Annotated in this window: 22 protein-coding genes and 1 pseudogene; 11 read left to right on the forward strand and 12 right to left on the reverse strand. The window is 69.1% G+C overall.

Going from position 1 to position 26,405, the window contains the following annotated elements:
- Positions 1-129 precede the first annotated feature (129 nt).
- Positions 130-1,101 (reverse strand): amidohydrolase family protein, encoded by a 972-nt coding sequence (locus AOM45_RS18975; RefSeq protein WP_030466348.1) that lies wholly within the window; start codon positions 1,099-1,101, stop codon positions 130-132.
- A complete protein-coding gene (locus tag AOM45_RS18980) occupies positions 1,098-1,751 on the reverse strand; it encodes a TetR/AcrR family transcriptional regulator (protein WP_030466347.1) in 654 nt (217 codons plus the stop codon). The genes AOM45_RS18975 and AOM45_RS18980 overlap by 4 nt, the downstream gene beginning before the upstream one ends.
- Positions 1,752-1,843: 92 nt before the next feature.
- Here AOM45_RS18980 and AOM45_RS18985 point away from each other — a divergent pair, with 92 nt between their 5' ends.
- From AOM45_RS18985 to AOM45_RS52920, 3 genes and pseudogenes are all read left to right on the forward strand, one after another.
- Positions 1,844-4,519, forward strand: coding sequence for an MMPL family transporter (locus AOM45_RS18985; protein WP_030466346.1), 2,676 nt, complete (start codon positions 1,844-1,846; stop codon positions 4,517-4,519).
- Positions 4,519-5,220: pseudogene (locus tag AOM45_RS52915) on the forward strand (YhgE/Pip domain-containing protein); the annotation flags it as partial. The gene AOM45_RS18985 and the pseudogene AOM45_RS52915, both read left to right, overlap by 1 nt.
- Before the next feature lie 154 nt (positions 5,221-5,374).
- On the forward strand, positions 5,375-6,574 hold the full coding sequence (locus tag AOM45_RS52920; RefSeq protein ID WP_236703744.1) for an ABC-2 transporter permease: 1,200 nt from the start codon (positions 5,375-5,377) through the stop codon (positions 6,572-6,574).
- A gap of 416 nt (positions 6,575-6,990) precedes the next feature.
- On the opposite strand, the gene AOM45_RS18995 is transcribed toward AOM45_RS52920, so the two are convergent.
- Positions 6,991-7,647 (reverse strand): class I SAM-dependent methyltransferase, encoded by a 657-nt coding sequence (locus AOM45_RS18995; protein ID WP_030466345.1) that lies wholly within the window; start codon positions 7,645-7,647, stop codon positions 6,991-6,993.
- Positions 7,648-7,729: 82 nt separating this feature from the next.
- Between AOM45_RS18995 and AOM45_RS19000 the strand changes: the two genes are divergently transcribed.
- Positions 7,730-8,338: a TetR/AcrR family transcriptional regulator gene (locus tag AOM45_RS19000; protein ID WP_236703745.1), complete on the forward strand. Its 609-nt coding sequence runs from the start codon at positions 7,730-7,732 to the stop codon at positions 8,336-8,338.
- 242 nt (positions 8,339-8,580) lie between these two features.
- Here the strand turns inward: AOM45_RS19000 and AOM45_RS19005 are convergent, their stop codons facing one another.
- The gene (locus AOM45_RS19005) at positions 8,581-8,973 is read right to left on the reverse strand and encodes a hypothetical protein (protein ID WP_156093677.1); all 393 of its coding nucleotides are present in this window, start codon (positions 8,971-8,973) and stop codon (positions 8,581-8,583) included.
- Between the two features lie 416 nt (positions 8,974-9,389).
- Between AOM45_RS19005 and AOM45_RS19010 the strand changes: the two genes are divergently transcribed.
- Together AOM45_RS19010 and AOM45_RS19015 are read left to right on the forward strand one after the other, a co-directional pair.
- The gene (locus tag AOM45_RS19010; protein ID WP_051782953.1) at positions 9,390-11,060 is read left to right on the forward strand and encodes a helix-turn-helix domain-containing protein; all 1,671 of its coding nucleotides are present in this window, start codon (positions 9,390-9,392) and stop codon (positions 11,058-11,060) included.
- Positions 11,061-11,076: 16 nt separating this feature from the next.
- Positions 11,077-12,045 (forward strand): hypothetical protein, encoded by a 969-nt coding sequence (locus AOM45_RS19015; RefSeq protein ID WP_156093676.1) that lies wholly within the window; start codon positions 11,077-11,079, stop codon positions 12,043-12,045.
- Positions 12,046-12,059: 14 nt separating this feature from the next.
- Here AOM45_RS19015 and AOM45_RS19020 read toward each other — a convergent pair whose 3' ends face one another.
- Positions 12,060-12,683, reverse strand: a complete 624-nt coding sequence (locus AOM45_RS19020; protein ID WP_236703746.1) for a TetR/AcrR family transcriptional regulator — start codon at positions 12,681-12,683, stop codon at positions 12,060-12,062.
- Between the two features lie 95 nt (positions 12,684-12,778).
- On the opposite strand from AOM45_RS19020, the gene AOM45_RS19025 reads away from it, so the two are divergent.
- Together AOM45_RS19025 and AOM45_RS19030 are read left to right on the forward strand one after the other, a co-directional pair.
- Positions 12,779-13,570 (forward strand): alpha/beta fold hydrolase, encoded by a 792-nt coding sequence (locus tag AOM45_RS19025; RefSeq protein WP_030466339.1) that lies wholly within the window; start codon positions 12,779-12,781, stop codon positions 13,568-13,570.
- A gap of 33 nt (positions 13,571-13,603) precedes the next feature.
- Positions 13,604-14,719 (forward strand): FAD-dependent monooxygenase, encoded by a 1,116-nt coding sequence (locus tag AOM45_RS19030; RefSeq protein ID WP_030466338.1) that lies wholly within the window; start codon positions 13,604-13,606, stop codon positions 14,717-14,719.
- Between the two features lie 34 nt (positions 14,720-14,753).
- Here the strand turns inward: AOM45_RS19030 and AOM45_RS19035 are convergent, their stop codons facing one another.
- Positions 14,754-15,359, reverse strand: a complete 606-nt coding sequence (locus tag AOM45_RS19035; RefSeq protein WP_035909531.1) for a TetR/AcrR family transcriptional regulator — start codon at positions 15,357-15,359, stop codon at positions 14,754-14,756.
- A gap of 81 nt (positions 15,360-15,440) precedes the next feature.
- On the opposite strand from AOM45_RS19035, the gene AOM45_RS19040 reads away from it, so the two are divergent.
- Positions 15,441-16,229 (forward strand): SDR family NAD(P)-dependent oxidoreductase, encoded by a 789-nt coding sequence (locus tag AOM45_RS19040; RefSeq protein ID WP_030466336.1) that lies wholly within the window; start codon positions 15,441-15,443, stop codon positions 16,227-16,229.
- 46 nt (positions 16,230-16,275) lie between these two features.
- Here AOM45_RS19040 and AOM45_RS19045 read toward each other — a convergent pair whose 3' ends face one another.
- A complete protein-coding gene (locus tag AOM45_RS19045) occupies positions 16,276-18,372 on the reverse strand; it encodes an RICIN domain-containing protein (RefSeq protein ID WP_236703747.1) in 2,097 nt (698 codons plus the stop codon).
- A 120-nt stretch (positions 18,373-18,492) separates the two neighbouring features.
- On the opposite strand from AOM45_RS19045, the gene AOM45_RS19050 reads away from it, so the two are divergent.
- Positions 18,493-19,047: a hypothetical protein gene (locus AOM45_RS19050; RefSeq protein WP_030466334.1), complete on the forward strand. Its 555-nt coding sequence runs from the start codon at positions 18,493-18,495 to the stop codon at positions 19,045-19,047.
- Here the strand turns inward: AOM45_RS19050 and AOM45_RS19055 are convergent.
- On the reverse strand, positions 19,044-19,808 hold the full coding sequence (locus tag AOM45_RS19055; protein WP_030466333.1) for a helix-turn-helix transcriptional regulator: 765 nt from the start codon (positions 19,806-19,808) through the stop codon (positions 19,044-19,046). The two genes, AOM45_RS19050 and AOM45_RS19055, sit on opposite strands and share 4 nt — an antisense overlap.
- 81 nt (positions 19,809-19,889) lie before the next feature.
- Here AOM45_RS19055 and AOM45_RS19060 point away from each other — a divergent pair, with 81 nt between their 5' ends.
- A complete protein-coding gene (locus AOM45_RS19060; RefSeq protein ID WP_030466332.1) occupies positions 19,890-20,882 on the forward strand; it encodes an ABC transporter permease in 993 nt (330 codons plus the stop codon).
- 189 nt (positions 20,883-21,071) lie between these two features.
- Here AOM45_RS19060 and AOM45_RS19065 read toward each other — a convergent pair whose 3' ends face one another.
- Genes AOM45_RS19065 through AOM45_RS19080 form a run of 4 tightly spaced genes read right to left on the reverse strand, consistent with a single transcriptional unit; the run spans position 21,072 to position 26,293 of the window.
- Positions 21,072-21,389, reverse strand: coding sequence for a Rieske (2Fe-2S) protein (locus tag AOM45_RS19065; protein WP_030466331.1), 318 nt, complete (start codon positions 21,387-21,389; stop codon positions 21,072-21,074).
- The gene (gene nirB / locus AOM45_RS19070) at positions 21,386-23,854 is read right to left on the reverse strand and encodes a nitrite reductase large subunit NirB (protein WP_030466330.1); all 2,469 of its coding nucleotides are present in this window, start codon (positions 23,852-23,854) and stop codon (positions 21,386-21,388) included. Before nirB ends, AOM45_RS19065 begins: the two co-directional genes overlap by 4 nt.
- A gap of 10 nt (positions 23,855-23,864) precedes the next feature.
- Positions 23,865-24,212 carry a hypothetical protein gene (locus AOM45_RS19075; protein WP_030466329.1) on the reverse strand — a complete coding sequence of 116 codons (348 nt, stop codon included), beginning with the start codon at positions 24,210-24,212 and terminating at the stop codon, positions 23,865-23,867.
- 14 nt (positions 24,213-24,226) lie between these two features.
- Positions 24,227-26,293: a molybdopterin oxidoreductase family protein gene (locus AOM45_RS19080; protein WP_030466328.1), complete on the reverse strand. Its 2,067-nt coding sequence runs from the start codon at positions 26,291-26,293 to the stop codon at positions 24,227-24,229.
- Between the last annotated feature and the right edge of the window lie 112 nt (positions 26,294-26,405).

Below are 26,405 nucleotides of genomic sequence, written 5' to 3' on the forward strand. Positions count from 1 at the left end.
GTCCGAAGCGCCGGCGTCATCCACGTGGTTCCTGGGAGCGCTCCCAGACTTTGGGAGGCTGAACCCACCGCCGTCGACGGCACGGCGTGGGACGGTCAGCGCTCGCGCTGCACACCAAGGCGCGTGGCGTCAGCCCTTGAGGCGCGGGAACAGTGCTTCGGCGTTGCCGCGGTCGATCGCCTCGCGCAGCTTCGCGTCGAGCGGGTAGTTCTCGTACTGCTTGGTGAGGAAACCGATCGCGGGTGCGGGTGCGAACGGGAAGTCGCTGCCGTACGTGATGTGGTCGGGGTCGGCGACCTCGAGCAGGCTCGGCAGTGCGGCGGGCGTCGAGGACAGCGCGATGTCGTAGTAGAACTGCTTCAGCACCGCCAAGTGCTTGGGCACCTGGTGCTTCTGGTCGATGAGCGCCCACGCCTGCTGGAGCTTGTTCTTCTCGTTCAGCATCGTCAGCAGGATGCGGTAGGCGATGTAGGGGACGAAACCGCCGGCGTGGGCGAGGATGAACTTGATGCCGGGGTAGCGCTTCATCGACCCGGACAGGATCAGGCTGATCGCGGTGCGGGTGGTGTCGAGCAGGAAGTCCGCGGTGAACGAGGGGATGCCGGGGACGTCGGGCGCGGGCAGCTCGCCGGGGTGGATGAACACGGTGGTTTCCCGCTGGTGCAGGAACTCCAGCAGTGGCTGGAAGCCGGGGTCGCCGAGGTAGCGGCCGTCGTTGTTGGCGAGCAGCACGATTCCGTCGGCGTGCAGGACGTCGAGCGCGTACTCGGCTTCGGCGAGCGCACCGTCCACATCGGGCAGTGTGAGGGTGGCGAAGAAGCCGAACCGGTCGGGGCGCCGCTGCACGAGTTCCGCGCAGTACTGGTTGATCTCCCTGGCCCAGCGGCGCGCTTCCGGCACGTCGCCGAAGTACACGCCGGGAATGGTGAGCGAGAGGATGCCTGTCTGGATGTCGTTGCCGTCCATGAACTTCAGCGCGGAGTTCTCCGACCAGGAAGGCAGGTCCACGCCGGCGGGCCGGATGCCCTTCTCCTGCAGCCACGTCGCGTAGCGGGGCGGAACGACGTGCTGGTGGGTGTCGATCCGGCGTGCGCGGCTCATGACGTTTCCCCCGTCTTCGGTGTGACGAGCGCCGCCAGCACGCGTGGCAGAACCTCGGTCAGGAAGCTGTTGTCGGCGGTGCTGGGGGATTCGTTCAGCAGAGCGCGCTCCAGCACGGTCTCGTAGAGCGCGATGACCGTGATGACGGCGGCGTGGGGATCGACCGTCAACCGCAGGCCGAGGCGGTCGACCATGTCCTGCAGCAAAGTCGCCAGGGCGTCGTGGAAGACCTGTTCGGCGGCGGCGGTCGACGCGCGCAGCTCGGGTTGCCGCAGAGCTTGGGCGCGGAACTCGGCGTTGAGCAGGTACCACGTCTCGTCCGCCGCCGGTGATTGCATGAACTGAGCTGCCGCGGTCATCAGCACCCTGGTCACGGAGTCGTCATCACCGGGGTTCACAGCTGCCAGGCCGCTCTCCACCGCGGCACGCAGCCGGTCCGCGCGGTCACCCATCTGCGCCTCGTACACCGCGAGGAACAGCTCCTCCTTGCTGGCGAAGTTCGAGTAGAACGCGCCGCGGGTGAAGCCGGCCCGATCACAGATCAGCTCGACGGGGGCGTCGCGGATGCCGGTCTCGCTGAAGACCGCGTAGGCGGCCTCGACCAACCGCTGCCGGGTCTCGGCTCTACGGCGCGTAATCCCTCTGGTCATCACACCAGCCTTATGAGTGACGCGATACACGATGCATCGGATACATCGTGTATTTACGATACACGGTGTATCCGCCCTGATGGGAGCCCCGCATGTCGTCGTTCCTCTACCGGCTGGGCCGGGCAGCGGCCCGTGGTCGCCTGCTGGTCGCAGCTCTGTGGGTAGTGCTGCTCGCGGTCTGCGGGGGAGTGGCGGTGCTGGCGAGCCAGGGCACCGACGACACGTTCGCCATCCCGGGTTCGGAGTCGCAGGACGCGCTCGACCACCTCGGCCGGGTCTTCCCCGAGGTCAGCGGAACCTCCGCCCAGCTCGTCCTGGTCGTGCCCGAGGGGCGGCAGGTCGACACGCCCGGCAACCGGGCCGCGGTCGCGGCAGCGGTCGAGCGCATCGGCTCGATCGGCCAGGTGGCCACCGTGGTCAACCCGTTCGGGCAGAACGTCACGGGCGCGGTCTCGGGTGACGGACGGGCGGCGTTGATCGCGGTGCCGTTGAAGGTGCAGCTGGCCGACGTGGAACCGGCGACGAAGGCCGGCCTGTCGGCCGTCGCCGGCGATCTGGCGAAGTCGGTGGGCGACGGCGCGAAGGTCCACACCGGTGGCGACGCGTTCTCCAACCGGGTGCCGAAGCTGAGTCCCACCGAGGGCGTCGGACTGCTCATCGCGCTGCTGGTGCTGGTGCTGATGTTCCGGTCGCTGGTCGCGGCCGTCATGCCGCTGGTGACCGCGATCCTCGGCGTGGGCGTGTCGATCGGCCTGGTCTACCTGGCCACCGTCGTCACCCCGATCTCGTCCACGGCGCCGATGCTCGCGGTGATGCTGGGGCTCGCGGTGGGCATCGACTACGCCCTGTTCCTGCTGTCCCGGCATCGCGACCAGCTCGCGGAAGGACTGGAGGTGGAGGAGTCCATCGCCCGCGCCACCGCCACCGCGGGTTCCGCGGTGATCTTCGCCGGTCTGACCGTCGTGATCGCCCTGCTCGGGCTGTCCGTGGCCGGAATCCCGTTCCTCACCACCATGGGAGTGGCGGCGGCGGTCGCGGTCGCGCTGGCCGTCGCGATCGCGGTCACGCTCGTGCCCGCCCTGATGTCCTTCGCGGGTACGCGCTTGCGTCCACGTGCACCGAAGCCCCGCAAACGCGCCAAACCGCAGGTGGCCCGGTGGTGGGTGCGCACGGCCACCAAGGCGCCGCTGGTGACGGTGATCGTGATCGTGATCGGACTCGCGCTGTGCGCGGTTCCGGCGCTCGAACTGCGGCTGGCGTTGCCGGACAACGGAACTGAGGAGGAAGGCAGCCCCGCCCGCGACACCTACGACGTCGTGGCGGAGCACTTCGGGCCCGGTTACAACGGTCCGCTCATCGTCACCGCCGACATCATCACCAGCACGGACCCCGTCGGGCTGGTGAACAGGCTCGCCGACGACATCCGCGGCCTTCCCGGCGTCGCGTCGGTGCCGCTGGCGACGCCGAACCCCAAGGGGGACACGGGAATCATCCAGGTCGTTCCCGCGACCGCGCCGGACTCGCCGCAGACAGACGAGCTCGTCAACCGGTTGCGTGACCGCGAACAGCACTTCCTGGACGCCTTCGGAACGAAGACGGCGGTCACCGGCATCACCGCCGTCGGCATCGACGTCTCCGCCCAGCTCGGGAATGCGTTGCTCCCGTTCGGGATCCTCGTGGTGGGGTTGTCGCTCGTCCTGCTGGCCATGGTGTTCCGGTCGATCTGGGTCCCGATCAAGGCGACCGCCGGCTACCTGCTGTCGGTCGGCGCCGCGTTCGGCGCCACGTCGTTCGTGTTCCAGCAAGGACACTTCGCCGAACTGCTGCGCGTCACCCACACCGGCAGCGTCATCAGCTTCCTGCCCATCATCCTGATGGGTGTCCTTTTCGGACTCGCGATGGACTACGAGGTGTTCCTCGTCTCACGCATCCGCGAGGACTACGTGCACCACGGCGATCCGCACCACGCGATCGAGACCGGCTTCGTGTCGGCGGCTCGCGTCGTCGTCGCGGCGGCGGTGATCATGTTCGCGGTGTTCGCGGCTTTCGTGCCCGAAGGCAGTTCCACCATCAAGCCCATCGCGTTCAGCCTCGCGGTCGGTGTGTTCGTCGACGCGTTCATCGTGCGAATGACCCTGGTCCCCGCCGTGCTCGCGCTGCTGGGCCACCGCGCGTGGGGCCTGCCGCCCGAGCTCGACCGGGCGTTGCCCGTGTTCGACGCCGAGGGCGACGGACTGGTTCACGAGCTGCGGCTGGCCGACTGGCCGGGCACCGACGAAGCAGTCAGCGCACGCGAGCTGAGCCTCGACGACGACCGCGGGCAACCGGTCTTCCGGGACGTGGATCTCCACCTTCCACACGGCGAAGTGCTCGTCCTGCACGGTGTGGGCGCGACCGGCAAGACCGCGCTGCTGTTCACCCTCGCCGGGCGCGTCACCAAACACCGAGGTGATCTGAAGGTCCTGGGCCGTGTTCTGCCACAACACGCCCACGCACTGCGCCGGGAGGTGGCCGTCATTGCTTGCCGTGCCAACACCAACCCCGTCGGTGAGGCCGCCGCCGCTCTCGCCGACGGTGTCGGCCTGGTGCTGCTCGACGACATCGACGTCGTCCTGCGCACCGATGCCCGGGCCGCACTGCGCGACCTGCTCGCCCGGCGCACCGCGTCGTTCGTGGTCACCTGCCAGGACCCCGAGCGCATCGCCGACCTGCTGCCCTCCACCGCCCACGTGCGCGCCGTGCGCCCGCAGCCCGTCGAGGTCTTCTGATGCTCAAGCCGTTCGCCAACTCGGCCCGCGCCCTCGCTTCCGGGCCGCTGACGTGGAAGACCTGGACCGGGCTGGTCCTCGTGCCGGTCGTGATCGCGGGTCTGCTGGCGTGGGCGTTCGCCACGCCCGACCGCAACCACGGCACGGCCACCGCCGCCGTGGTCAACCTCGACGAACCCGTCACCGTGAACGGCCAGATCATCCCGCTGGGACGGGAACTGGCCGGAAAACTGACCCACAGCACCGATTCGCCGTACAGGTGGGTGCTCACCGACTCCGCCGACGGTGCGGACGGCCTCGCCGACGGCACCTACGCCGCCGTGGTGACCATTCCGAAGGACTTCTCCGCACGCGCTACCTCCACCGCCACGGCGAAACCGCTGGAGGCGACCAAGGCCGTGCTCAGCGTGCAGACCACGTCGTCCGCGGGCGTCATCGACCCCGAACTGTCCGAAGAGGTCGCCCGCACCACCCAGCAGTCCCTCGACCAGCAGGTCGTGGAAACCTACCTGGACAACGTCTACATCGCCTTCGGCACGATCCACGACCAGATCGGCAAGGCTGCCGACGGCGCCCGGCAGCTCGCCGACGGCACCGGCCAACTCGTCCCCGGTGCCCGCCAGGTCGCTGACGGCTCGGCTCAGCTGAGCACCGCCGCCACGCAGCTCGCGGACGGGGCAGCCCAGCTCGCGTCCGGCACCGCCCAGCTCGCCACCGGCTCGTCGCAGCTGGCCGCAGCTGGCCGCAGGCCTCACGCAGGCACAACGCGACACCGCGCAACTCCCCGCGCTGACCAGGCAGCTCGCCGACGGCGCGAACCAGGTCGCCCAGGGCAACGAACAACTCGCCGCCACCGTGGTGCCGCTCGCCAACAGGATCATCGCCGCGATCGACGCCCTGCCCTCCGCCGCGGCCGGTGCCGCCGAGTTCCAGCGGCTGGCCGGTCAGTGCGCCGGCACACCGGAGTTCTGCCGCGAGCTGTCAGCGGCAGCCGACAGGTTCACCGCGGACGCCGGACGCATCGACGGTGCCAAGGCCACCGTCCGCGACGCCGCCGTGCGAGCGCGCGACTCCGTGCAGGCACTCGCTTCCGGCGCCCGTCAGGTGGCGAACGGCAACGCCACCCTCGCCGCCCGTTCCGCGGAGCTCGCCACCGGCATCGCCGACGCCGCCACCGGCGCGCGGAGGCTCGACGCGGGAGTCCGTCAGGCCAACACCGGAGCGCAGCAGCTGTCCACCGGAGCGGGACAACTCGCGACGGGAGCCACCCAGCTCGCCACCGGAGCCGGGCAGCTCGCCGACGGCGTGAACAAGGTCGACGGGGGAGCGCGGCAACTCGCGACGGAACTCGACAAGGGCCGCAACCAGGTGCCCTCCTACACCGATGCCGAGCGCGCCCACCTCAAAACCGTTGCGGCCGACCCCACCACCGCCACGGTCGAGAGCACCTCCGCGGGCAACCTCGGCATCCCCTTGTTCGCCGCACTGGCGTTGTGGGCGCTGGCCCTCGCCACCTACCTGGTCACCCAGGCCGTGCCGGGAGCAGTGCTGACCGCCCGCGAACCGACGTGGCGCATCATCATCCGCGCCGCCGTGCCCGGTGCCACCGCCGCCGCACTGGCAGCGCTGACCATCACCGCCGTGGCCGTACCCGCCCTGCACCTGGATTTCGCCCGCACCCTCGGTTTCCTGGCGGTCGCACTGCTCGCGGCCTGCGCGTTCGTCGCGCTCAACCAGGCGATCACCGCCCTCTTCGGCCGAGGCGGCCGGCTGGCCGCCCTCGCCGTGCTCGTGCTCACCGCCGCCACCGGCATCGTGATCACCCTGCCCGGACCACTCCACGCGCTCGCGGACTACCTGCCGACCCGTGGAGCGGTGATCGCTCTGCGGGCGGTGGCGACCGGCGGGCCGGGTCTGGCCACGGGAGTGGCGCAACTGTGCGCCTGGCTGCTCATCGGCGGCCTGGCCTCCGTTCTGATCACCGACCGCCGCCGCTACCTGTCCACCCGGCGGCTTCGCCTGCGCGCCGATCACCTGGCCGTCGCCGCCGCGTGACGCCTTCCTCGGCACTTCAGGGCCGTTGGACAGCGCAGCTGCTGGAACTTCCGCCACACCTCGGGAGGGAACGACCAGCCGCGTACGGAGCCGTCGGTCATCTTCACGCTGGTGTCGGCCTCGCTGTGCGGGCCGATCATCTTGGCGGAAAGTGCGCCCCATGCACTCCGCGCTAACGCCTCGATTAATGGAATGGAACTACGTTCTGCGGACTTCGATTTCAACTAAATGGGAGGGAGGTGTGGCGTCCGCCGCTGCTCGGCGTCGCCACAGCCTGCGGGCCGCGACGCCGAGCAGCAGGTGTCCCGCGATGGCAGCTCCCGCGACGACAAGGCCGAGTCGATAGCCGAGTCCGATGTGGATGACCAATCCCGCCAGAACCACCAGCAGGGTCACCAGACGAGCGACGTGACTCTTCACTCGGCGGCACCGGGCTTGTCCGCTCGAACGCAGTGCAGGAACCAGCTGACCTGAGTGGTCGACCTGATCTCGAAGCCGGCGTCGGCGAGCATGGGCGCGATTCGCTCGACGGGGTTGTCCCGCATCGTCTCGCCCGCCGTCGCCCCGACCAGGCGCCTGCCCAGCTTTCCCTTGGGTGGCAGGAAGTCCGCGATGAGCACCCGGCCGCCTGGCCGCAGCACCCGGAACATCTCGGCGAACGCGGCGGCGCGGGCCTCCGCGGGGATGTGGTGCACCGCCAAGCTGGACACCACCACGTCGAACGACGCATCTGCCTGGTCGAGCGCCTCCGCCTTGCCGAGCTGGAAGGAGCAGTGGGCGTTCGCTCGTGTCCGTTGTGCCTGGGCGATCATCGGTTCGGACACGTCGACGCCCACGGCGTGCCCGCCAGGCGAGGCCGCGTCGGCTGCGAGCGACGTGAGGTAACCGGGTCCGCAGCCGATGTCGAGGACCTCGTCGCCCGCGGTGACCTCGGCGAGTTCGACGAGGCGGCCGAAGATGCGCTTGCGGGTTCCGTTGAACGCCACCGCGGAGAACAGCTCGTACGCGAACGCGTGGCTGATGGCGCCGGGGGCGCCGTCGGGTGCTTTGCCGTGCAGGCGTGTCTTGTGCATCGACCCGTCCTAACTTAGTGACGACTAAGAAGTGGTGCGCCGAGCTTAGTCACGACTAAGTAAGGTTGTCTAGGATGCTTCCGTGACCGAACAACAGGCCCGTCGAACCCGGATGCCGGCGCAGGAGCGGCGCGAGTCGATCCTCGCGGCGGCCACCGAGGTGTTCGCGGAAGTCGGCTACCTGCGCGGCAAGACCTCGGTGGTCGCGCGCAAGGTGGGTGTGAGCGAACCGGTGGTGTTCCAGAACTTCGGCACCAAGGCGAGCCTGTTCGCCGCGGTCGTGGACCGCGCGGCCGAGTACGTCTGCCGCATGGTCGAACGCCTCACGACCACGAACCTGCCGGTGTCCGGCCTGCTCGAGACCATGCTCGATCCTGAGCACCTGGAGCACGTGCACAGCGCCGGCTCCGTCGGCGCGATCTTCGCCGACGCTTCCACCATCACCGGTGAAGCCGAGATCGAAGCCGCCGCCCGCAACGCCGTCCAACGGTTCGCGGCCGCGATCACCGCGTTGCTCGACCGCGGCCGCGCGGACGGAGAACTGCGTGCCGATCTCGACACCGAGGCTGCCGCCTGGTGGCTGCTCTCGTTGGTGTCGTCCCAGAGATTCCGCCAGGTGACGGCCGGCGACCCGAAGGCGGTCGAGGCGCGGCTGGCGGAGAGCACTCTGATGTATCTGACGGGTCGGTAGGACTGTCCGGTGTGGACGCCACGAGGGTGACGAAGGACAGGTTGAACAGCACGGCGAGCATGCCGATGACGGTGATCCACGCCGCGGGTTTCCCGTGCCCTCCGGTGGTTGCTCGGGCGTGCGGGTGTTCCGGAGCGCCGGCCTTCGCCGAACAACGTCCGCAAGCACTCGTGTCGACTGGAAATCAGACAGTCATCCGTGCGATCTTGCGAGTGCCGTCGCACCGGAACACCTTGCCCGGGTCAGAAGATCAAACAGCGCAGCCGTGAGCCATCGGTGTCGCAACTGGCGGTCTGGTCGTTGTGGATTCTGGTCCACTCGCCCTTCACGTGCCGCTTCCAGTTGGTCGGGGTGCCGAACGCCACCCAGTAGTCGACGTCGCTGAACGTGACCGCGTCGACGTCGACCCCCGTGAAGTTGCCGCCCCTGCTGTTCCCGTGGTGCAGGACGGTTTGGGTGCACCCCCAGATGACGTCCTTCCGGGTGGAGCCCCCGTCCTTGTTCCAGATGTGGCACCGGTGTGGTCTCGTGTTGACGTCAGCGGTGATGTCCTGGCTGGTGTACAGGTCGTGCCCGGAGAAGTTGTCCGCCCTGCCGCAGATGACGCCACCCGTGCAGCCCCCCAGCGGGGTCACGTCAGAAGCCGCGGCGGTCGACGTCGCCTGGGCGGGTGAACCCAGCGCGAGCGGGACCAATGACGCGAGACAAGCCACTACGACCCCGCGGGACAAGGATCGGGCAAATTTCGAAGAAAAAATGAACATGGCACTCCATTGATTGTGAGCTGAACTGTCGAAGTCCCCGCGGGAATAGAACTTTCTATCGGTGATCAATATTTGGGTACCGCCGGCAGTGAGTTGTTCGGCTTCCGGTGTCCAACGTCCTCGCACGAGTGACGAGGAGGCAACGCGTGATCGGCAAGTTGAGACGCTGGGACGAAACTCCCTCCCTGACCAGCGGATACGTCGGTCGCTGGGACGGCGCGAGGCGTGTCCCAGATCGTCGCGTTCGGGCGATGGACGAGATGGGTCGTTTCGGACACCCTTGAACAGTGGCCGCAGGCGGGGAACAGAATGGTGGTCGGCACGCGCGGGAGCTCGGCGACCGGCTGGAACAGCTCAAGACGGTCAGCGGCCTCAGTTATGACCGGATCGGGCGCAAGGTTCACGTGAGCAAGTCCGCGGTGCATCGTTACTGCCGAGGAACGAGCGTGCCGCGGGAGTTCGGCATTGTGGAGCGCATCGCGCTGGCGTGTGGTGCGAGCCGTGACGAGATGGCCGTCCTGTACGGACTGTGGTCACAGGCGACGACGCCCCACACCGATGTCGACGAGAGAATTCCTGCTGCTGCCCTCGATGCCGAGCGGCCACTGCCCACCAAACACGTCAGGTCCAGGCGGAGGCCGGCCTGGGCGTTGGTGGCCGTGGTGCTGATCGTGGTGGTGCCGGCGGCCGTTCTGGTCGGGAGCACAGCCGGGGGTGCACGGTTCGCCGCCGGAGGCCCTGCGCACCAGTCGGTCGAAGGTCCGGCGTGGACCTTGCCGCCCGCTCGGGTGAAGAGCGAACTGTTCGGGGTCACGATCAACAGTGCGACCGGGGCCATGCCCGCGTTCCGCGTTGGCGCTGTCCGTTTCTGGGACGGCGGAACGCGGTGGTCGGAACTGCAGCGGCAGCGCGGAGAGTTCGACTGGACGACGCTGGACCGCCTGGTCGGTGGCGCGGAGAAAGCGGGACTGCCCCCGATGTTCGTCTTCGGCAGCACGCCGAGGTGGGCGAGTCCGAACGGCCAGGCCGGCCCCTATCCCGACGGCACTTCGGCGCCTCCCTCCGACCTCGTGGACTGGGACCTGTTCGTCCGGGCGGTGGCCGAGCGCTATCGGGGACGGATCGAGGCGTACGAGCTGTGGGTGCTGGCCAATGACCGCCGGTTCTACACGGGCAGCATCGAGGTCCTGGTCGAGATGACGCGCAGGGCGAGCCAGATCATCCGCGCCACCGACCCGTCGGCCACCGTGGTGTGCCCCGGCATGGGCCGGTTGCAGACCGAAGAAGGTCTGTCGTTCCTCCGCCGTTTCGTCGAGCTCAACGGATACGACCACTGCGATGTGGCAGGCATCAAGCTGTTCCGCCCGAACGCGTCCGACCCTCCAGAGGCCATGCTCAACCTCACCACGGCGATCGACCGGGTGATGCACGATGCCGGCGTCCACCCGAGGTTGTGGAGCACCGGCACCGACTACTCGATCGCGACCCAGCCACAGCTCGACGAGGTCACCGCCCGCAACTACGCGGTGCGCTTCTTCCTCGTCGGGATGTTCGCGCGGGAGGTCAACCTCGAGCGTCTCTACTTCTACAACTGGGGCGGCACGAAAATCCCCATCGTGCTGCAACCGGTCGGTGGGGTGCCGACGACGGCCGCGCTCGCCGTCGAGCAACTGCAACGGTGGCTGCACAACGCCAGCATCCGTTCGTGCGGCAAGGGCCTCGGGGTGAACCTGCCGGCCAACGTCTTCGAATGCGTCTACACGGTGACCGACTCGGGCCAGACCTTCGACGCGACGATCCGTTGGACCGACAGGGGAACCGCCGCGGTCTCGGCGCCCCGCAACAGCTACGAGGTGTGGCACCTCGACGGGCCGGTGAAGAACATCCAAGCCGGTGACACCCTCATGATCACCGAGGAACCCGTTCTCATCGCCTCGAATCCGACAGCGCCTCGCTGACGCCGGAGGTCTGGACGTGAGCGAAAACCCCGAACGAACGCATGGCCGGTCGAAGGTGCGTGCCGCGGCGTACTTCTGTTGCGCCGTCGCCGGTTGCGTGCTGATCCTCGCGGTCGTGGTGGCGTTGGCGCTCACGGCCGACCGGCTGGGCGGTGGTGCCCTCTACTTCGTCGGCCTCGTCGCGGCCCACCTGATCTGCCAGCCGATCGGCAGGCACGTCGTCGTCAGGTGCTGGATCGGGTTCAAGCGGAACACCTCGGCAGACGGATGGTCCGCACTCCAGTCCGATCCCCGGCGTCCCGTGCTCTACCTGCGCTCGTTCCTGGTCGACGATCTGCTGGCGCGCACCGGTGAGACCGCGCTGGACTACTTCCGGACCGAGGAGGAGCGGCTCGCCCGCGCGTTCGCCGGGATCGGACCACTGGTGGCGATCGGGCGGCCGGGTGAGCCGCTTCCACCGGCCGGTGCGCCCCGTCTCTACGTCGGTGACGACTGGCGGGAGACGGTGCGCGAGCTCCTCGACCGCTCCCAGCTGGTCCTCGTCGGCGCGGGGCGGGGTGAGGGACTGCGCTGGGAGCTCGGCCAGGTCAGAGCAACCGTCGACCCGCGCCGCGTCGTGGTCCTGCTCCCGTTCGGGAACCGGGAGTACGACAACTTCCGCTCCGACGTGGCCGACCTGTTCCCGCACCCGCTGCCCGACCTCGCGCCGCTGCCCGAGGCCGACGACCACACGGTCCGGGCAGCACTGCACTTCCGCGAGGACTGGACCGCGGAGCCGGTCCGCCTCGGCACCGATCGCGCCACCAGCCTCGAGATGGCGCTGCTGCAGCAGCTCGCACCCGTCTTCGCGCACCTGGACGACACCCGTGCACCGGCCAGGCTGCAACGGCAACGCGATCTGAGGTGGCTGGCGCTGAGCTTGGCCGGTCTCGTCCTCCTGCTGTCCACGGTGTGGGGACTCCTGCGCGTCTTCGTGCTGCGCTGAGACCCGACCGGACCCTACGGCGCGGTGGCGTGGATGCCGGCCAGGACGACGTCGACGATCTTCTCGGCGACCTCGCGGGTGAACGGGTGGCGCCGCCGGTTGACGTAGAGGTACACCGGCCCGGACAGCAGCTCGGTGAGGAAGTAGCTGTCGACAGGCGGGATCTCGCCCCTGTCGACGGCACTCTCGAACCGCCGGCGGGCGGCGGCGAACTGCTGGTCGTAGGCAGCGCGCATCGCCTCGGCCAGATCCGTGTTCGCCGTGGCCGCGACGGTGGCCTGCAGCATGGCGCGGCCGACCGGGCTCGACAGCCGCTCGGCCAGCGCCACCAGGAAGTCGACGAGATCACGCCGGAGATCGCCGGAGTCGTGCAGAGGCGCGGAGTCCTCCGCGTACCGCAGCAACGCGTCTTTCACCAGCTCGGCGCGGTCCGGCCAGTTGCGGTAGACGCTGTTCTTGTTGACGCCGGCGAGCTCGGCGATCTCCTCGTAGCGCAGGCCGGTCATGCCGTCGCGGGCAACGAGCTCCATCGTCGCCGCGAGGATCTGCGATCGCACCCGAGCGTTGCGGCCGCCCGGTCGCGCTGCCGGTCGTGCGCCGGCGTCGGTCGGCTCCGAGGTCTGCAGGTTCTCCGGCACGCCCCGATTCTCACACCTCCTGCACGTGCCGGTGGACAGCTCGGTCGATCAAGGCTAGCTTAAAGAGACGAACTGTCTCTTTAAGGGGTTGAGGTGTGACCACGTCAGTCGGCACGGTCGAGGCCGGTGCGATCAAGATCGCCTACGCGGAGTCCGGCGCCGGCGAGCCGGTGGTCCTGGTGCACGGCGGCGAAAGCACGCACGTCCAGTACGACGCGTTCCGGCCCCTGCTGGGCGACGGCATCCGTGCGATCGCCTACGACCAGCGCGACTCCGGGGCGACGGTCAACCCACCCGGCCCGTACGGCATCCCCGACCTCGCGGAGGACTGCGTCGCGCTGATCAGGGGCCTCGGGTGCGAACGGGCGCACGTCTTCGGATCCTCGTTCGGCGGCTTCATCGCCCTGCAGGTCGCGGTGTCGGCACCCGACGTCGTGCAGTCGCTGACCGTCGGCGCCACCTTCGCCGACGCCTCGGCTCTGCGGGCACCTGTGGCGTCCGAGATAGTCGCGCTGTCGCCGGCGCGGCGCGACGCCCGGATGCTTGCCTTCGCCCTGTCCGAACGCGGGCAGGCGGACGCGGAGGTGGTCGCGAAACTCCGGGCGATCCTGGTCCACCGCTCACCGGAGGCGGACGCCCGGCGACTGGCCGCGGTTGCGGGCTTCGACCTCACCGGCCGCCTGTCCGAGATCACGGCGCCGACTCTGCTCGTCTACGGCGAGGACGATCCCGTGGCCACTCCCGAGGTCGGACGGAAGATCGCCGGCGTGATCCCGGGGGCGAGGCTGGAGGTGGTTCCAGGCGCACGCCACGGGATCACGGTGGAGTTCGCCCAGGAGACCGCCCGGCTGCTCCGCGAGTTCGTGCTCGCCCACCCGTCCCGATGAGTCCCGCTCGTCATCACCGTTGTGGAGAAACACATGAAGATCCTCGTCTCCGGCGCGGGCGTCGCCGGCCTCTCACTCGGGCGCGTCCTCGGGGTTCGCGGGCATCAGGTCACGATCGTCGAGCTCGCCGACCGGTTGCGCGGCAACGGTTCTCCCATCGACGTCCGCGGCGACGCGATCGAGGTCGCCGCGAAGATGGGCATCCTGCCCGCGATCCGCGACGCGCGGATCCGCATGACCGAGCAGGTGCACTTCGTCGACGAGAACGGCACGGCCGTCGGCCGGTTGCCCGCCGACATCGGCGACTCGCCCGACGACATCGAGATCGCCCGCGAGGACCTGTCCCGAATCCTGGCCGACGCACTGCCGGACGCCGTGGACCTGCGGCTGGGCGAGTCGGTGACCACGATCGCCGCCGACGACGGCCGGGTGGACGTCCGCTTCGCCTCCGGCCGTTCGGAGAGTTTCGACCTCGTCCTGGGCGCCGACGGCCTGCACTCGGCGGTGCGGCGGCTCGTGTTCGGTCCGGAGCGGAACTGGATCCGGCACCTCGGCCTCTACACCGCCATCACCGACATGCCCGGTGAGGCCGACGCCGAAGCCGAGCGGATCAACCCGATGTTCAGCAGTCCGGGGCACCTGGCCGGCATCGCCCGGTTCAAGGACAGGGCGATCGGTCTGCTGATGTTCGCGTCCGATCCCCTCGACTACGACTACCGCGACGTCGAAGCGCAGAAGCGGATACTGCTCGACCAGTTCGCCGACTGTCGCTCGTGGAGGGTCCCGGCCATCCTCGACGCGGTGCGCGCCGATCCCGACCTCTACTTCGACTCGGTCAGCCAGATCCACCTGCCGGCCTGGCACCGCGGCCGGGTCGCGCTCGTGGGTGACGCGGCCCACTGCGCGTCCCCTCTCGCGGGCCGGGGCACGTCCCTGGCGCTGACGGGAGCCCAGTTCCTCGCCGAGGAGCTCGAGCGATCGGGTGGTGACCACGTCACGGCGTTCCCGCGGTACGAGGCCCGCCAGCGGCCGTACGTCGACTTCGCCCAGGGCACGGTCGAAAGTGGTGGTGCGCTTCTCGTGCCACCGACTCGGGAAGCGATCCTCGCGCGCAACCAGCTGCTCCAGCCGGTCGCGGGCGGCCGGTAGCCGGACGAGGTGCGCGCCCGGCTCCAGCCCGTGGTCAAGTGGAGCGCGATCCGTGCCCGCCCAGCGCTCCCACCACCGCCCGAACCACCAGCTCGGCCTTGGACCTCCCGGCCTGGACGAGATCGGTGGCGTCCTCCGGCAGCTGGTCGGCCTCCTGCAGCAGGGCCAGGTAGACCTGGCGGCACCAGTCCGCGCCCGTGGCGGTGATCTCACCCGCCTCGCGCAGCTGGGCGAAGACCTCCTCGAGCCCGGCCGCGACCTCGGGGGTCAGCCCGCCGTGGCACCCGGTTTCGTCGCTCATGAGCTCCATGGCGAACCGGTGGCCGGCCTTGAGCTCGAAGACGATCTCGGTGAGGCGCCGGAAGGCCACGAGTGGAGGTGCCCCGTCCGCCCGCGACTGGTCGAGTGCCGTGAGGTAGCGCTGGTTGAGCTGCTCGGTCAACGCCTCCAGCAGTGCCCGGCGTGAGGCGAACCGCCGGTGCACGGTGGCACGGGTGAGCCCGGCCGCCTCGCCGATGCGTTCCAGCGACGCCGCCGGATCTGCGGCCAGCACCTCCTCGGCGGCCGCGAGGATCCGCGCGGTGTTGTGCTCCGCGTCCGCTCGCAGTCGCCGCCCCGTGTCTCTGCCCGCCGTTGCCACTCGGAAATGATACACGCCAGTATCACTTATTGCGCTAACTGTGACAGCTGTGTATCACTTAAGGGGAGGAGGTACTACAACATGGACCTGCAGCTGGAAGGCAAGCGAGTGCTGGTCACCAGAGCCAGCAAGGGAATCGGACTGGCGATCGTCAAGGCCTTCACCGCGGAGGGCGCGTCGGTCGTGGCCACCGCCCGCCGCTCGACGTCCGAACTGGAGCGCACCGGGGCCGTCTTCATCCCGGCCGATCTGTCCACATCAGACGGACCGCAGCGGGTGGTCGAGACCGCGCTGGCCCAGAACCCGCAGCTCGACGTGCTGGTGAACAACGCGGGAGGAGGCGACCCGTCGGACGAACTTCTCGAAGACCCGTTCAGCGGTGACGACGACACCTGGGCGAACGTGTTCGCGTTGAACCTCAACGCGGCTGTCCGCACCACGCGGGCCGCGCTGCCGGCACTCGCGAAGGCGCGGGGCGCCGTGGTGAACATCAGCTCCAGCAGTGCCCGCGACCCGCACACCGCGCCGTTGCCCTACGCGGCGGCCAAAGCCGCGCTCAACACCTTCACCCGCGGCCTCGCCGAGGCGGCGGCACGGATGGGTGTCCGGATCAACGCCGTCACCCCCGGTGGCACGCGGACCGAACTGCTGGTGGGCGAGGACGGGTACGCCGCACAGATCGCGGCACGGATGGGCGTGGAGCACAGCGATCTGATCGCGACACTGCCCCAGCAGATCGGCATGCTGACCGACGAGCTGATCGACCCGGACGAGATCGCCCGCGCGGTGGTACTGCTCGCCTCTCCCACCATGCCGAGCGCCATCGGGTCGAACTGGACCGTCCACGGTGGAGCGATGAAGTCCGCCTGACTCGTGCAAGGGGAGGCCTGGGCCCGGCCTCCCCGGCACGATGCGGCTACTTGAGCGGCGTGCCGCCCGAGTTGTGGTACGCGATCGTCTTGTTGATCAGGTTCCCGCCGTCGGACTCGACCGTGGTCTGTTCCTGCTGCCCCGGGCCGAACAGGAGGGCGGCGATGTGCGAGTTCGCCACCTGGTCGAGGTGCGAGAAGAACCAGTCGACCTTGTCGTCCTTGTAGTGGCCGAAGGTGTTGTTCTGCGCCGCGTTGCCCAGGGGGATCTGCCACAGGACCACCGGCTTGCCCACCGACTCGGCCATCGTCTTGTAGAACGCCAGCTGGGCGGCGGCCTTCTGGTCGGTCCAGAAGTAGTCGAGGCCGCCGTGGGCGGGCTGCGCGTACCAGCCCGCGTCGCGGTCCGACACGTCGGTGGCCAGGAAGTCGGCGTTCTGTGCGCCGAGGCGGGCGTAGTCCGTGACGCACTGCTGGGTGTTCTGCTGCCAGTCGAAGCAGGACAGGTGCAATCCCGCGGCGGTGTTCGGCGCGTACTTGTGCGCCATGTCGATCAGGCAGCGGGCGAGCCCGGCGGCGCTGTCCTCGTGCGATCCGCAGTCCGTCGGATTCGCTGCCTTGACCTGCGCGGCGATCTTGTGCGGGTCGCCGAGCGACCGGGCGAAGCCCCAGAAGTCGGGCTCGATGTCGATCATGTCGTGCGAGGTGCCGATCTTCTGGAGGAAGAAGCGGTAGTCGTTCAGGTACCGGGTGAGCAGGTCGGCCCTGTTGATGGCCTTGACCTCACCCGGACCATCGCCCTCGCCCGCGAGATCGCCGAGGTCGCGCAGCGAGTACCAGGTCCAGAGGAACTTCTGCGGGCGTGGGCTGCCCTTGTAGGTCGCCTGAGCTGCCTTGGAGTCCCGCCAGGTCACATACGTGCCGGGCGCCGTGGTGCTGCCGTTCCAGCAGCCCCACCAGCTCGTCCACGCGTCCTGGCAGCGGGCCGCCGTGTAGTAGTCAGACGAGGGCGCGGGCTGGCTGTGCACGTAGGCGTACTGCACGTCGAACGGCGCGGCGTTCGCCGAGGTGTCGTTCATCATCCCGCCGATGAGCACCTTGTTGCTGCCCATGAAACTCTTCGCCGAGCTGCCGCCGGGGGCGACCGTGGTCGTCGGAGCCGCCGACGTCGGCTTGGTACCGCTCGGAGCCTGGCTCGCCGGAGCGCTGCTGCCCGGCGTGGCAGTAGTGGTGGGCGCGGCGTTGGTGCTGGAGCTGCCCGCGTTCCCGGTGCCGCTGATGCTGCCGGCCGGGACGAGCTGCCACTGCTGGTTGGCGCCGTTCCAGTCGTGGTACAGCGCGATGCGGCCCCCGTCGGCCTTGGAGCCGATCGGGACCTCGACGGCCTTGTCGTTGAAGCGGTTGATCAGACGCACGTAGCTGTCCGACGACTTCTTCAGGTGGAACTGCTGGTTGGCGCCGTTCAGATCCTTCCACTGCACCACCTGGGAGCCTTCGGCCTTCGACCAGCCGTAGTTGTCCAGCACCTTGCCGGAGTACCGGTTCTGCAGCCGGTAGTTCCCGTCACCCGCCTCGATGAACTTCCACTGCTGGTTCGCCCGGCCGGTGCGGCTCCACTGGACCACCGGGGCGCCGTCGTACGCGGCGTAGCCGTAGTCGTCCAGCACCTGGCCGGTGCTGCGGTTGACCAGCAGGTACCAGAAGCTGCTGTCCACGGTTTCCGCCGAGGCCGTGCTGACCACGGCCACGGAGCTGCCCACGACCGCCAGGCCGACGGCCGCCCAGAAACCCCGACGCTGGTACAACCGACGACGGCGATGCGCCTGCGACCGCCTGAGAACAGCCGATGCGCGACTGCGGCGGGCGCGGCCGCCGTGTTCCGCCTCCGGGGGCGTGGATGGGCGGGGAAACATGCCGATGCTCTCCTTCAACCGCTGCCTCTGCCGAGACCTCTGTCCGGACACCACCCAGTTGCCGCCGCCCCTCGCAAAGGTTGCCCCGGACCGCCAAGTTTTTTCGGGCACCGCGCGCCGGCCGGCCTGCTCGGCGTTCATCAGGATCTGCTCGGCGTCGGTCTGCCCCTGCGCGGTGAGTCGCTTGCCGAAGATCCGGCGGAAGCCGAGCTCCTCAGCGGCCCTCCACATCCCGTGCGCTGGTGAGCGATCTTCAGCTGACAGGAATACGCGCGAAGGCGAATGGTGCCGGCCTCTCGTCAAGCCGACGCTCTTGGAGCGACAACGTTTCCAGAGACAGGAGGCAGGACGATGTCGATCACACGCAGGAGGTTGGCCCATCCGCTCATCGGCGCTGCGGTCGCGACAGCGGTTCTCGGCCTGGCCGCGGCGCCGTCTGTTGGCGCACAACCGGTTGCCGCGACAGCGCAGGTCGTGCCGGGCGCGCAGGTCCCGCTGGGGTCGCGGTTCATCCCGCCCCACGTGCGAGGCGATCGCGAGTTCGCCGGCCACGGACCACAGGTCGTGCTGGACGCGACACTCGTGCTGATGCGGTCCCGCATCGACGTCAGGTTGCACATGCGGGCGACCGAGACGATGTCGGACTGGACGACGGTCGAAGGGACCAGGACGACGACGATCTACTACGCCCCGACGGGGTTGTGCGTCTCCGGCGTCAGCGTCGGAACGGTCAACAACAGCCACTACCGGGACACCGACCACGACGTCGACGTGCTGACTCCCGGCGGCACGAGCTTCGTCAGCAAGTACGAGGTCGTCGGTGACACCAACGGATCCGAGGCGGGTACGCGCACCGGAGTCACGGTTTACACGAAGGCGTTCACGGTGCGACTGGTGCCTTGCTAGTAAGGGTCGACCACGCTCAGGTGTGGCATGACCATTGCCGCGGCCTCGGCCCGTGTGCGCGCTCCGGTGCGGTCGAAGATGTGCTCCAGGTGTTTGCGCACGGTGCTCACCGCGATGAACAACTCCCGTGCGATGGCCGCGTTGCTGCGGCCCTGCGCCGCCAGCTGCAGGACCTCGAGCTCCCGGCGGCTCAGCCGGGGCACACCGTCGCGCCTGCGCTGGGCGTCGAGGAAGATCTCGTACAGGTGCGGTCGGAGCAGCTGAAGCACGAGGCGGTCGCGTTCGCTGAAGTCGGCGCCGCTGTCGCGGTCGAGGATGATCCGACGCGTTCGGCCTGGTTGGACCGGCAGCCTGGCCGACAGCCGGTGCATCTGGGGCGGGCCACCCATCTCGATCACGAACGGAGTTCTGGCCAGCTCCGCCTGGGTGTAGAAGTCCGAGTACATGACGACGCTGTGGCGGTCGCCGGTGCGTTCCGGGTAGCCACACGGCAGGAAGTCCCGCCACAACGACCAGTACGGGTCGTCCGGGTCGACGCTGTCGCGCAGCAGGACGTGCTCACCGCACTCCGACCACTGTTCGACGAGGAAAGCCCCGTGCGGCGGGTCGAACTCGGTGAAACCAACGGAGTCGCATCGGATCAGGCGGCTCAACCCGTCGAGCGCCGCCCACGGCATCACACCGTCCGGATCGTCGCGCCTGCTCTCCTCCACGAACGTCACCAGCGCGCGGAGGTCGTGCTCGGACAGAAGCTCGGTCATCACCCACCTCCCGCGCCGAACGACGCTACGCCGCGCGACACCGCACCGGAATACGCTTGCAAGCGAATACAGGGACTCGTTGTGGTCATCTACCTGCTTTGCCGTCTGCTGCTGGCCGCGGTCACGTTGCTGGTCGGCAGTTTCCTGTCGTTCCTGTTCGTGGCGAGCGCGGGCAACCCGCTCGCGGAGGCACGGCTGCGCCCTGGTGTGACCGAGGCCCAGATCCGAGCACTGGAAACAGACTTCGGCTTGGACAAACCGGTGCTGCAACGGTATTGGTCCTGGCTCACCGGGTTCGTCCACGGCGACTGGGGGCGCAGTCTCGCGCTGGGCAGCGCACGAGCGGACGTCCGGACAGCCGTTCTGGACGCGGTATCCATCACCGCTCGGCTGGTCACCGCCGCCGTTGTGCTCGCAGTGGTGTTGGGAGTGCTGGTGGGCGTGCTTTCGGCGCTCGCCCAGTACTCGATCGTCGACTACGCCGCGACCGGGCTGGCCTACGTGCTGATCTCCATCCCGGTCTTCTGCGTCGCGGTGATCATCAAGGCCTGTGGGATCCAGTTGAACGACCTGCTCGAAACCCTCGGGCTGAGCAGGTGGCTCGTCACCGCGGGCCCGCCGGGGTACACCGATGGTCTGCTGGACCTTCTTTACCGGCACTCGGGGACGTTGGTGCTGCCGACGCTCAGCCTGATGGTGATCAGCTTCGCGGGGTACAGCCGGTTCCAGCGAGCGTCGATGCTGGAGGTTCTCGACTCCGACTACGTGCGCACGGCCAAGGCCAAAGGCATCTCGCAGGCGCGGGTCGTCATCAGGCACGCGCTGCGCAACGCGTTGATCCCCGTGGTGACGGCGTTCTCGATGGACTTCGGCGGCATCCTCGGCGGAGCGCTGGTCGTCGAGACGGTGTTCGGCTGGCCGGGCATGAGCCACCTGCTCGTGAGCTCGGTGCGGCAGTACGACCCGCACATGCTCATGGGCTGGCTCGTGGTGGCCTCGACCATGACCGTCCTGTTCAACCTGGCCACCGATCTGATCTACAGCGTGCTCGACCCGCGGATCCGCGCCCGCTAGGTTCCTCGCAGTGGAAGAGGCCGATGGGACTGGCTGGTCGAATGTGTTCTGGAGCCCGTGCTCCCGATTTGCTCCCCAACGCATCGCAAACGGCCCGCCGACGAAATCATCGACAGGCCGTCTGACCAGGTAAAACACACTGCGGCGTCGGGTACCTCTGGATTGCGAGATCGCCCGCCGGGCCGGTGCTCACGGTTGTGGCACGGACACGATGATGTTGCCGTTGTCGTCGAGGTGTGCGGGGTACGTGCGGATCGCTGGTTGGCCGGTGGCCGAGCAGCCCGTGGCGAGGTCGAAGGTGTGGTTGTGCAGCGGGCAGATGACGACGGTGTCGTCGATCAGGCCGTCGGCCAGTGGGCCGCCCGCGTGCGGGCAGGTTGCCTGGACGGCGCGGATCCGGCCGTCCCGCAACCGGAACACCGCGATCTGCTGACCGGCGACGACGTGTGCGCGGCCTTCGCCCACCGGGATGTCGTCGGCCCGGGCCACCGGGTGCTCCGCGCTCATCGCACCGGCACCCGGGGCAGGACGATCAGCGGGAGCGCGGTGCGGAACTGACCGGGGGTGACGGGGTTCTCCCCTTCCAGCCACGGATCCCGGTAGGCCGCCACGGAGGCCTGCATCGCCGCGTCCAGCCGGGCCGCGATGCCTTCGCTGTCCGACACCACGACGGCACGGACGTGGTCGATGCCGACGCGGGGGACGAAGGCGTAGGTCCGTTCCAGCCACCGGGCGTTCTCCCGGTAGTACTGCAGGAACCGCCCGGTGATGGTCATGACCTCGTCCGGACTGTCCACTGTGGTCAGCAGGTCGCCCTTGCGGACGTGCGCGCCCGCCGCGCCGCCGACGTAGATCTCCCAGCGGCCGCCCTCGACGGCGACCACCCCCAGGTCCTTGACCAGTGCCTCCGAGCAGTTGCGCGGACAGCCGGCGACGGCGAGCTTCAGCTTGCCAGGGCTCTCCAGCCCCTTGAACCGTTCCTCGATGGCGATCCCCAGCGCGGTGGAGTCACCGAGACCGTACCGGCAGAAGTCGGAGCCGACACAGGTCTTCACGGTGCGGAAGCTCTTGCCGTAGGCGTGGCCGGACGGCATGCCGAGATCGGCCCACACCTTCGGCAGGTTCTCCTTGCGCACGCCGAGCAGGTCGATGCGCTGACCACCGGTGAGCTTCACCAGCGGCACCTCGTAGCGCTCGGCGACCTCGGCGATCCGGCGGAGCTCGCCAGGGGTGGTCACCCCGCCCTTGATCTGCGGCACGACGGAGAACGTGCCGTCCTTCTGAATGTTCGCGTGCACCCGGTCGTTGACGAAGCGGGCGTCCCGCTCGTCGACGAACTCCGCGCCCCACATCATGCGCAGCAACGAGGTCAGCGCCATCTTGCTCGCGGCGTCCGGCCGCCCGTCGCGGGCGAGCTCGGCGAACACCGCGGAGACCGAGCGCAGCCCCCGCGACCGGATCTCGGCCATGAGTTCCGGTTTGTCCATCGGGATGCACGGCACGTACCAGTTCGCCGCGGGATCATCCTCGATCTTCCCGCCCGCGGCCCATTCGACGATGTCGGCGACCAGGCCCTTGCACGAGCCGCAGCCCTTGCCCGCCCTGGTGGCGTTCATGACCCCGGACAGCGTGCGTTCCCCCGCCCGCACGCGGGCGACGAGATCGGCCTTGCTCACTCCGTTGCAGTTGCAGACCTGGGCGTCGTCGTCCAGTTCGGCCGCGCCGACTGACGGAGCCGGTGTGCCGATGTCGAACAGGAGCTGGATGCGTTCCTCCGGCAGGGGCAGCCCGCGGTCGAAGGCCTGCATGAGAAAGGCGACCTTGCTCACGTCACCCAGCAGGGTCGCCCCGACGAGCCGGTCGTCGCGGATTATCACGGTCTTGTACACGCCGTGCCTCGGCTCGGAGAACTGCACGAACTCGTCGTCCTCGCGCTCGGGCTGCTTGAGACCCATGGTCGCCACGTCGATCCCGGCGACCTTGAGCTTCGTCGCCGTCCGCGAGCCGTGGTAGGCCGACTGCGGGTTGTGCCCGGTGACGTGCTCGGCGAGCACCACGGCCTGCTCCCACAGCGGCGCGACCAGGCCGTAGACCTCGCCGCGGTGTTGTGCGCATTCCCCGACCGCGTAGATGTCGTCGTCGTCGACCGAGCGCAGCTGGTCGTCGACGACGATTCCCCGTTCGACCGTGAGTCCGGAGACGATGCCGAGCCCGACGTTGGGGCGGATTCCCGCGGTGACGACGACCATGTCGCAGTCGATGCTGGACCCGTCGGCGAAGGTCACTCCCGTCACGATGTCCTCGTGCCGGATGGCGGTCAGCCGCTGTCCGGTGTGGACGGTGATGCCGAGCTTGTCCACCGAGCGGCGGAGCACGTGCCCGGCCTGGGTGTCGAGTTGCTGGTTCATCAGCAGCGGCGCGGACTGGACGACGTGCACCTCGAGTTCGAGCACGCGCAGGCCGTGTGCGGCCTCCAGGCCGAGCAGACCGCCGCCGATCACCACGGCTCGCCGGTGCTCGCGGGCGTGGTGAACCATCGCCGCGCAGTCGTCGAGCGTGCGGAAGCCGAACACTCCTGGAGTGAGTGTCTTGTCATCGCGCCACATTCCCTCGACGGGCGGGTAGAACGGCCGGCTGCCGGTCGCGATGATCAGCTTGTCGTACGGCGTGATCGAGCCGTCGTCGGCCAGCACCAGCTTGGCGAACCGGTCGATCCGCACGACGCGGACCCCGGCGTGCAACGTGATCCCGTTGTCCCGGTACCACTCCACGGGGTTGAGGAAGATCTCGTCCGCGTCGTCGGTGCCGGCGAGCAAGCCGGACAACAGGATGCGGTTGTAGTTGCCGTACGGTTCGTCCCCGAACATGGTGATCGAGAACATCCGGTCACCGCCGCGGTGGAGAATCTCCTCCACCGCCCTGGCACCGGCCATGCCGTTGCCCACCACCACGAGCCGCTGCGGGTTCGTCACGGCTTCCTCCTCAGATCTCGACCATGCCGAAATCGACCACCAGCGTTCCGGTCACGCCTTCGGGTGCGGCCACGTGGAGCTCGACCCGGGTGTCGCTGAGCAGATCCTCGACGACCCGCAGCGCGACGTGCGTGGACTCCCTCGCCCCGATGGGGAAGTAGCGCATGGGCTGCCCGTCGCGCATGAGCACCACGCACACCAGCTCCGCAGTGCTGTTCCCACCCCGGAAGTACAGCGGCTGCGCGGTGAACCCCAGTGGGACCACATAGGTCAGCGCCGGATCGAGCAGGAACGGTTTCTCCAGCCCCTGACCTTGGAAGGCGTAGACGCCCTGCAGGAATCGTGGCGTGGTTTGCACTTGGAGAGCTCCTCTCAGTCGATCCGGGACACCGAAACCGCGCAGGTCTTGAACTCCGGCATGCGGGAGTGCGGGTCGAGCTCGGGGTTGGTCAACGCGTTGACGCCCACCCAGTGGAACGGCACGAAAACGGTGTCCGGCCGGATGTTCTCGGTGATCCGCGCCCGGAACACCGCCGCGCCGCGGCGCGTGCGCAGCCGCACCAGCTCGTTCGCGGTGACGCCGAGCCGACGAGCGACGGCCGGATGCAGCTCCACGTAGGCGTCCGGCTCGATCGCCACCAGCGCGCGCACTCGCCGGGTCTGCGCACCCGACTGGTAGTGCTGGATCGACCTGCCCGTGGTCAGCCGGTAGGGGAACTCGTCGTCGGGCAACTCTTCCGGCTCCCGGTGCTCGACCGGGTGGAAGCGGGCCCGGCCGTCCGGTGTCGCGAACCGCTCGGTGAACAGCCGGGGCGTGCCCGGATGGTCCTGCGCCGGACACGGCCAGAAGACGCCCTGTTCGGCGTCGATGCGCTCGTAGGTGATGCCGGCGTAGTCCGCGGGACCGCCGGCGCTGGCCCGGCGCAGCTCGTCGAAGACCGTGCGTGGATCGTCGGCGAAGTACCGGCCACGGCCGAGACGGTCGGCAAGGGCACGCAGTATCTCCAGATCGGTCCGCACTCCTTCCGGTGGCGGCAACGCGCGCCGCCGCCGCAGCACCCGGCCCTCGAAGTTGGTGACGGTGCCGTCCTCCTCGGCCCACTGCGCGGTCGGCAGCACCACGTCGGCGCGCGCCGCGGTCTCGGACAGGAAGAAGTCGGACACGACGAGGAAGTCCAGTGCCCTCAGGCGATCTCCGACGTGGTCGCTGTGCGGTGCGGACACGACGACGTTGGACCCCATGACCAGCAGCACCCGCACGTCCACGCCGAGCCGGTCGAGCATCTCGTACGCCGAGCGACCCGGCCCGGGCAGTTCGCCGGGGTCGACACCCCACACCGCGGCGACGTGGGCACGCGCGGCCGGGTCGTCGAGCCTGCGGTAGCCAGGCAGCTGGTCGGCCTTCTGCCCGTGCTCACGGCCGCCCTGACCGTTGCCCTGACCGGTGACCGTGGCGTACCCGGAATGCGGACGCCCTGGCAGACCGAGGGCCAGTGCGAGGTTGACGAACGCGAGCACGGTGTCGGTGCCGTTGCTGTGCTGCTCGGCGCCGCGGGCGGTCAGCACCATCGCCGAGGACGCCTCACCCAGCAGCCGCACCGCCTCCCGCAGCGCGGCGGTCGGCACCCCGGTGATGCGCTCCACCCGGTCCGGCCAGTACGCCCGCACCGTCCTGCGCACCTCCTCGAAGCCGGCGGTGCGCGCCGCGACGTACTCCTCGTCGAGGAAGCCCTCCCGGATGGCCAGGTGCAGCAGCCCGTTGGCCAGCGCGAGATCGGTGCCCGGCACCGGTTGCAGGTGCAGTGCGGAACCGAGGGCCGTCGGCGTGGCACGCGGATCGACGACGATGTGGCGGGCACCGGCCGCGCGCCCCTCGTCGAACCACTGCATGACCGGTGGCATGGTCTCGGCCGGATTGCTCCCCACGAGCATGATCACATCGGCCTCGGCGATGTCCTGCACCGGGAACGGCATGCCGCGATCGATCCCGAACGCCTTGCCGGCGGCCGCGGCCGCCGACGACATGCAGAACCGCCCGTTGTAGTCGATCGACGCCGTCCGCAACGCCACCCTGGCGAACTTGCCGAGCTGGTAGGCCTTCTCGTTGGTCAAACCCCCGCCGCCGAAGCACCCCACGCTGTCCGGGCCGTGCCGCAGCTGACTGCGCCGCACCGCGACTGCGATGCGGTCCAGCGCGTCGTCCCAGGACGTCGGCCGCAGCGGGGCATCCCGGTGCGACCGCACCAGCGGCACCGTGATCCGTTCGGGGTGGTCGAGCAGTTCCGCGGCACGCCAGCCCTTTCCGCACAACCCGCCCCGGTTCGTGGGGAAGTCCTCCCACGGGGTGAGCACCGCAGGACGGTCTCCGGCCACCACACGGATCCCGCACTGAAGCGAGCAGTACGGGCAGTGCGTGGCGGTGGGAGCCGGCCGACCCATACGGACAGGTTCCGTGGCCCACGTTTCTGAACCGTTGTAGCCACGTTACGAAGCCCGTGAACGCCGAGTCCAGCGCTGCGCCGATCTCGCCGGACCGTCCCACGCCGACCGC

It is taken from the genome of Lentzea aerocolonigenes (genome assembly GCF_000974445.1).
GTDB lineage: Bacteria > Actinomycetota > Actinomycetes > Mycobacteriales > Pseudonocardiaceae > Lentzea > Lentzea aerocolonigenes.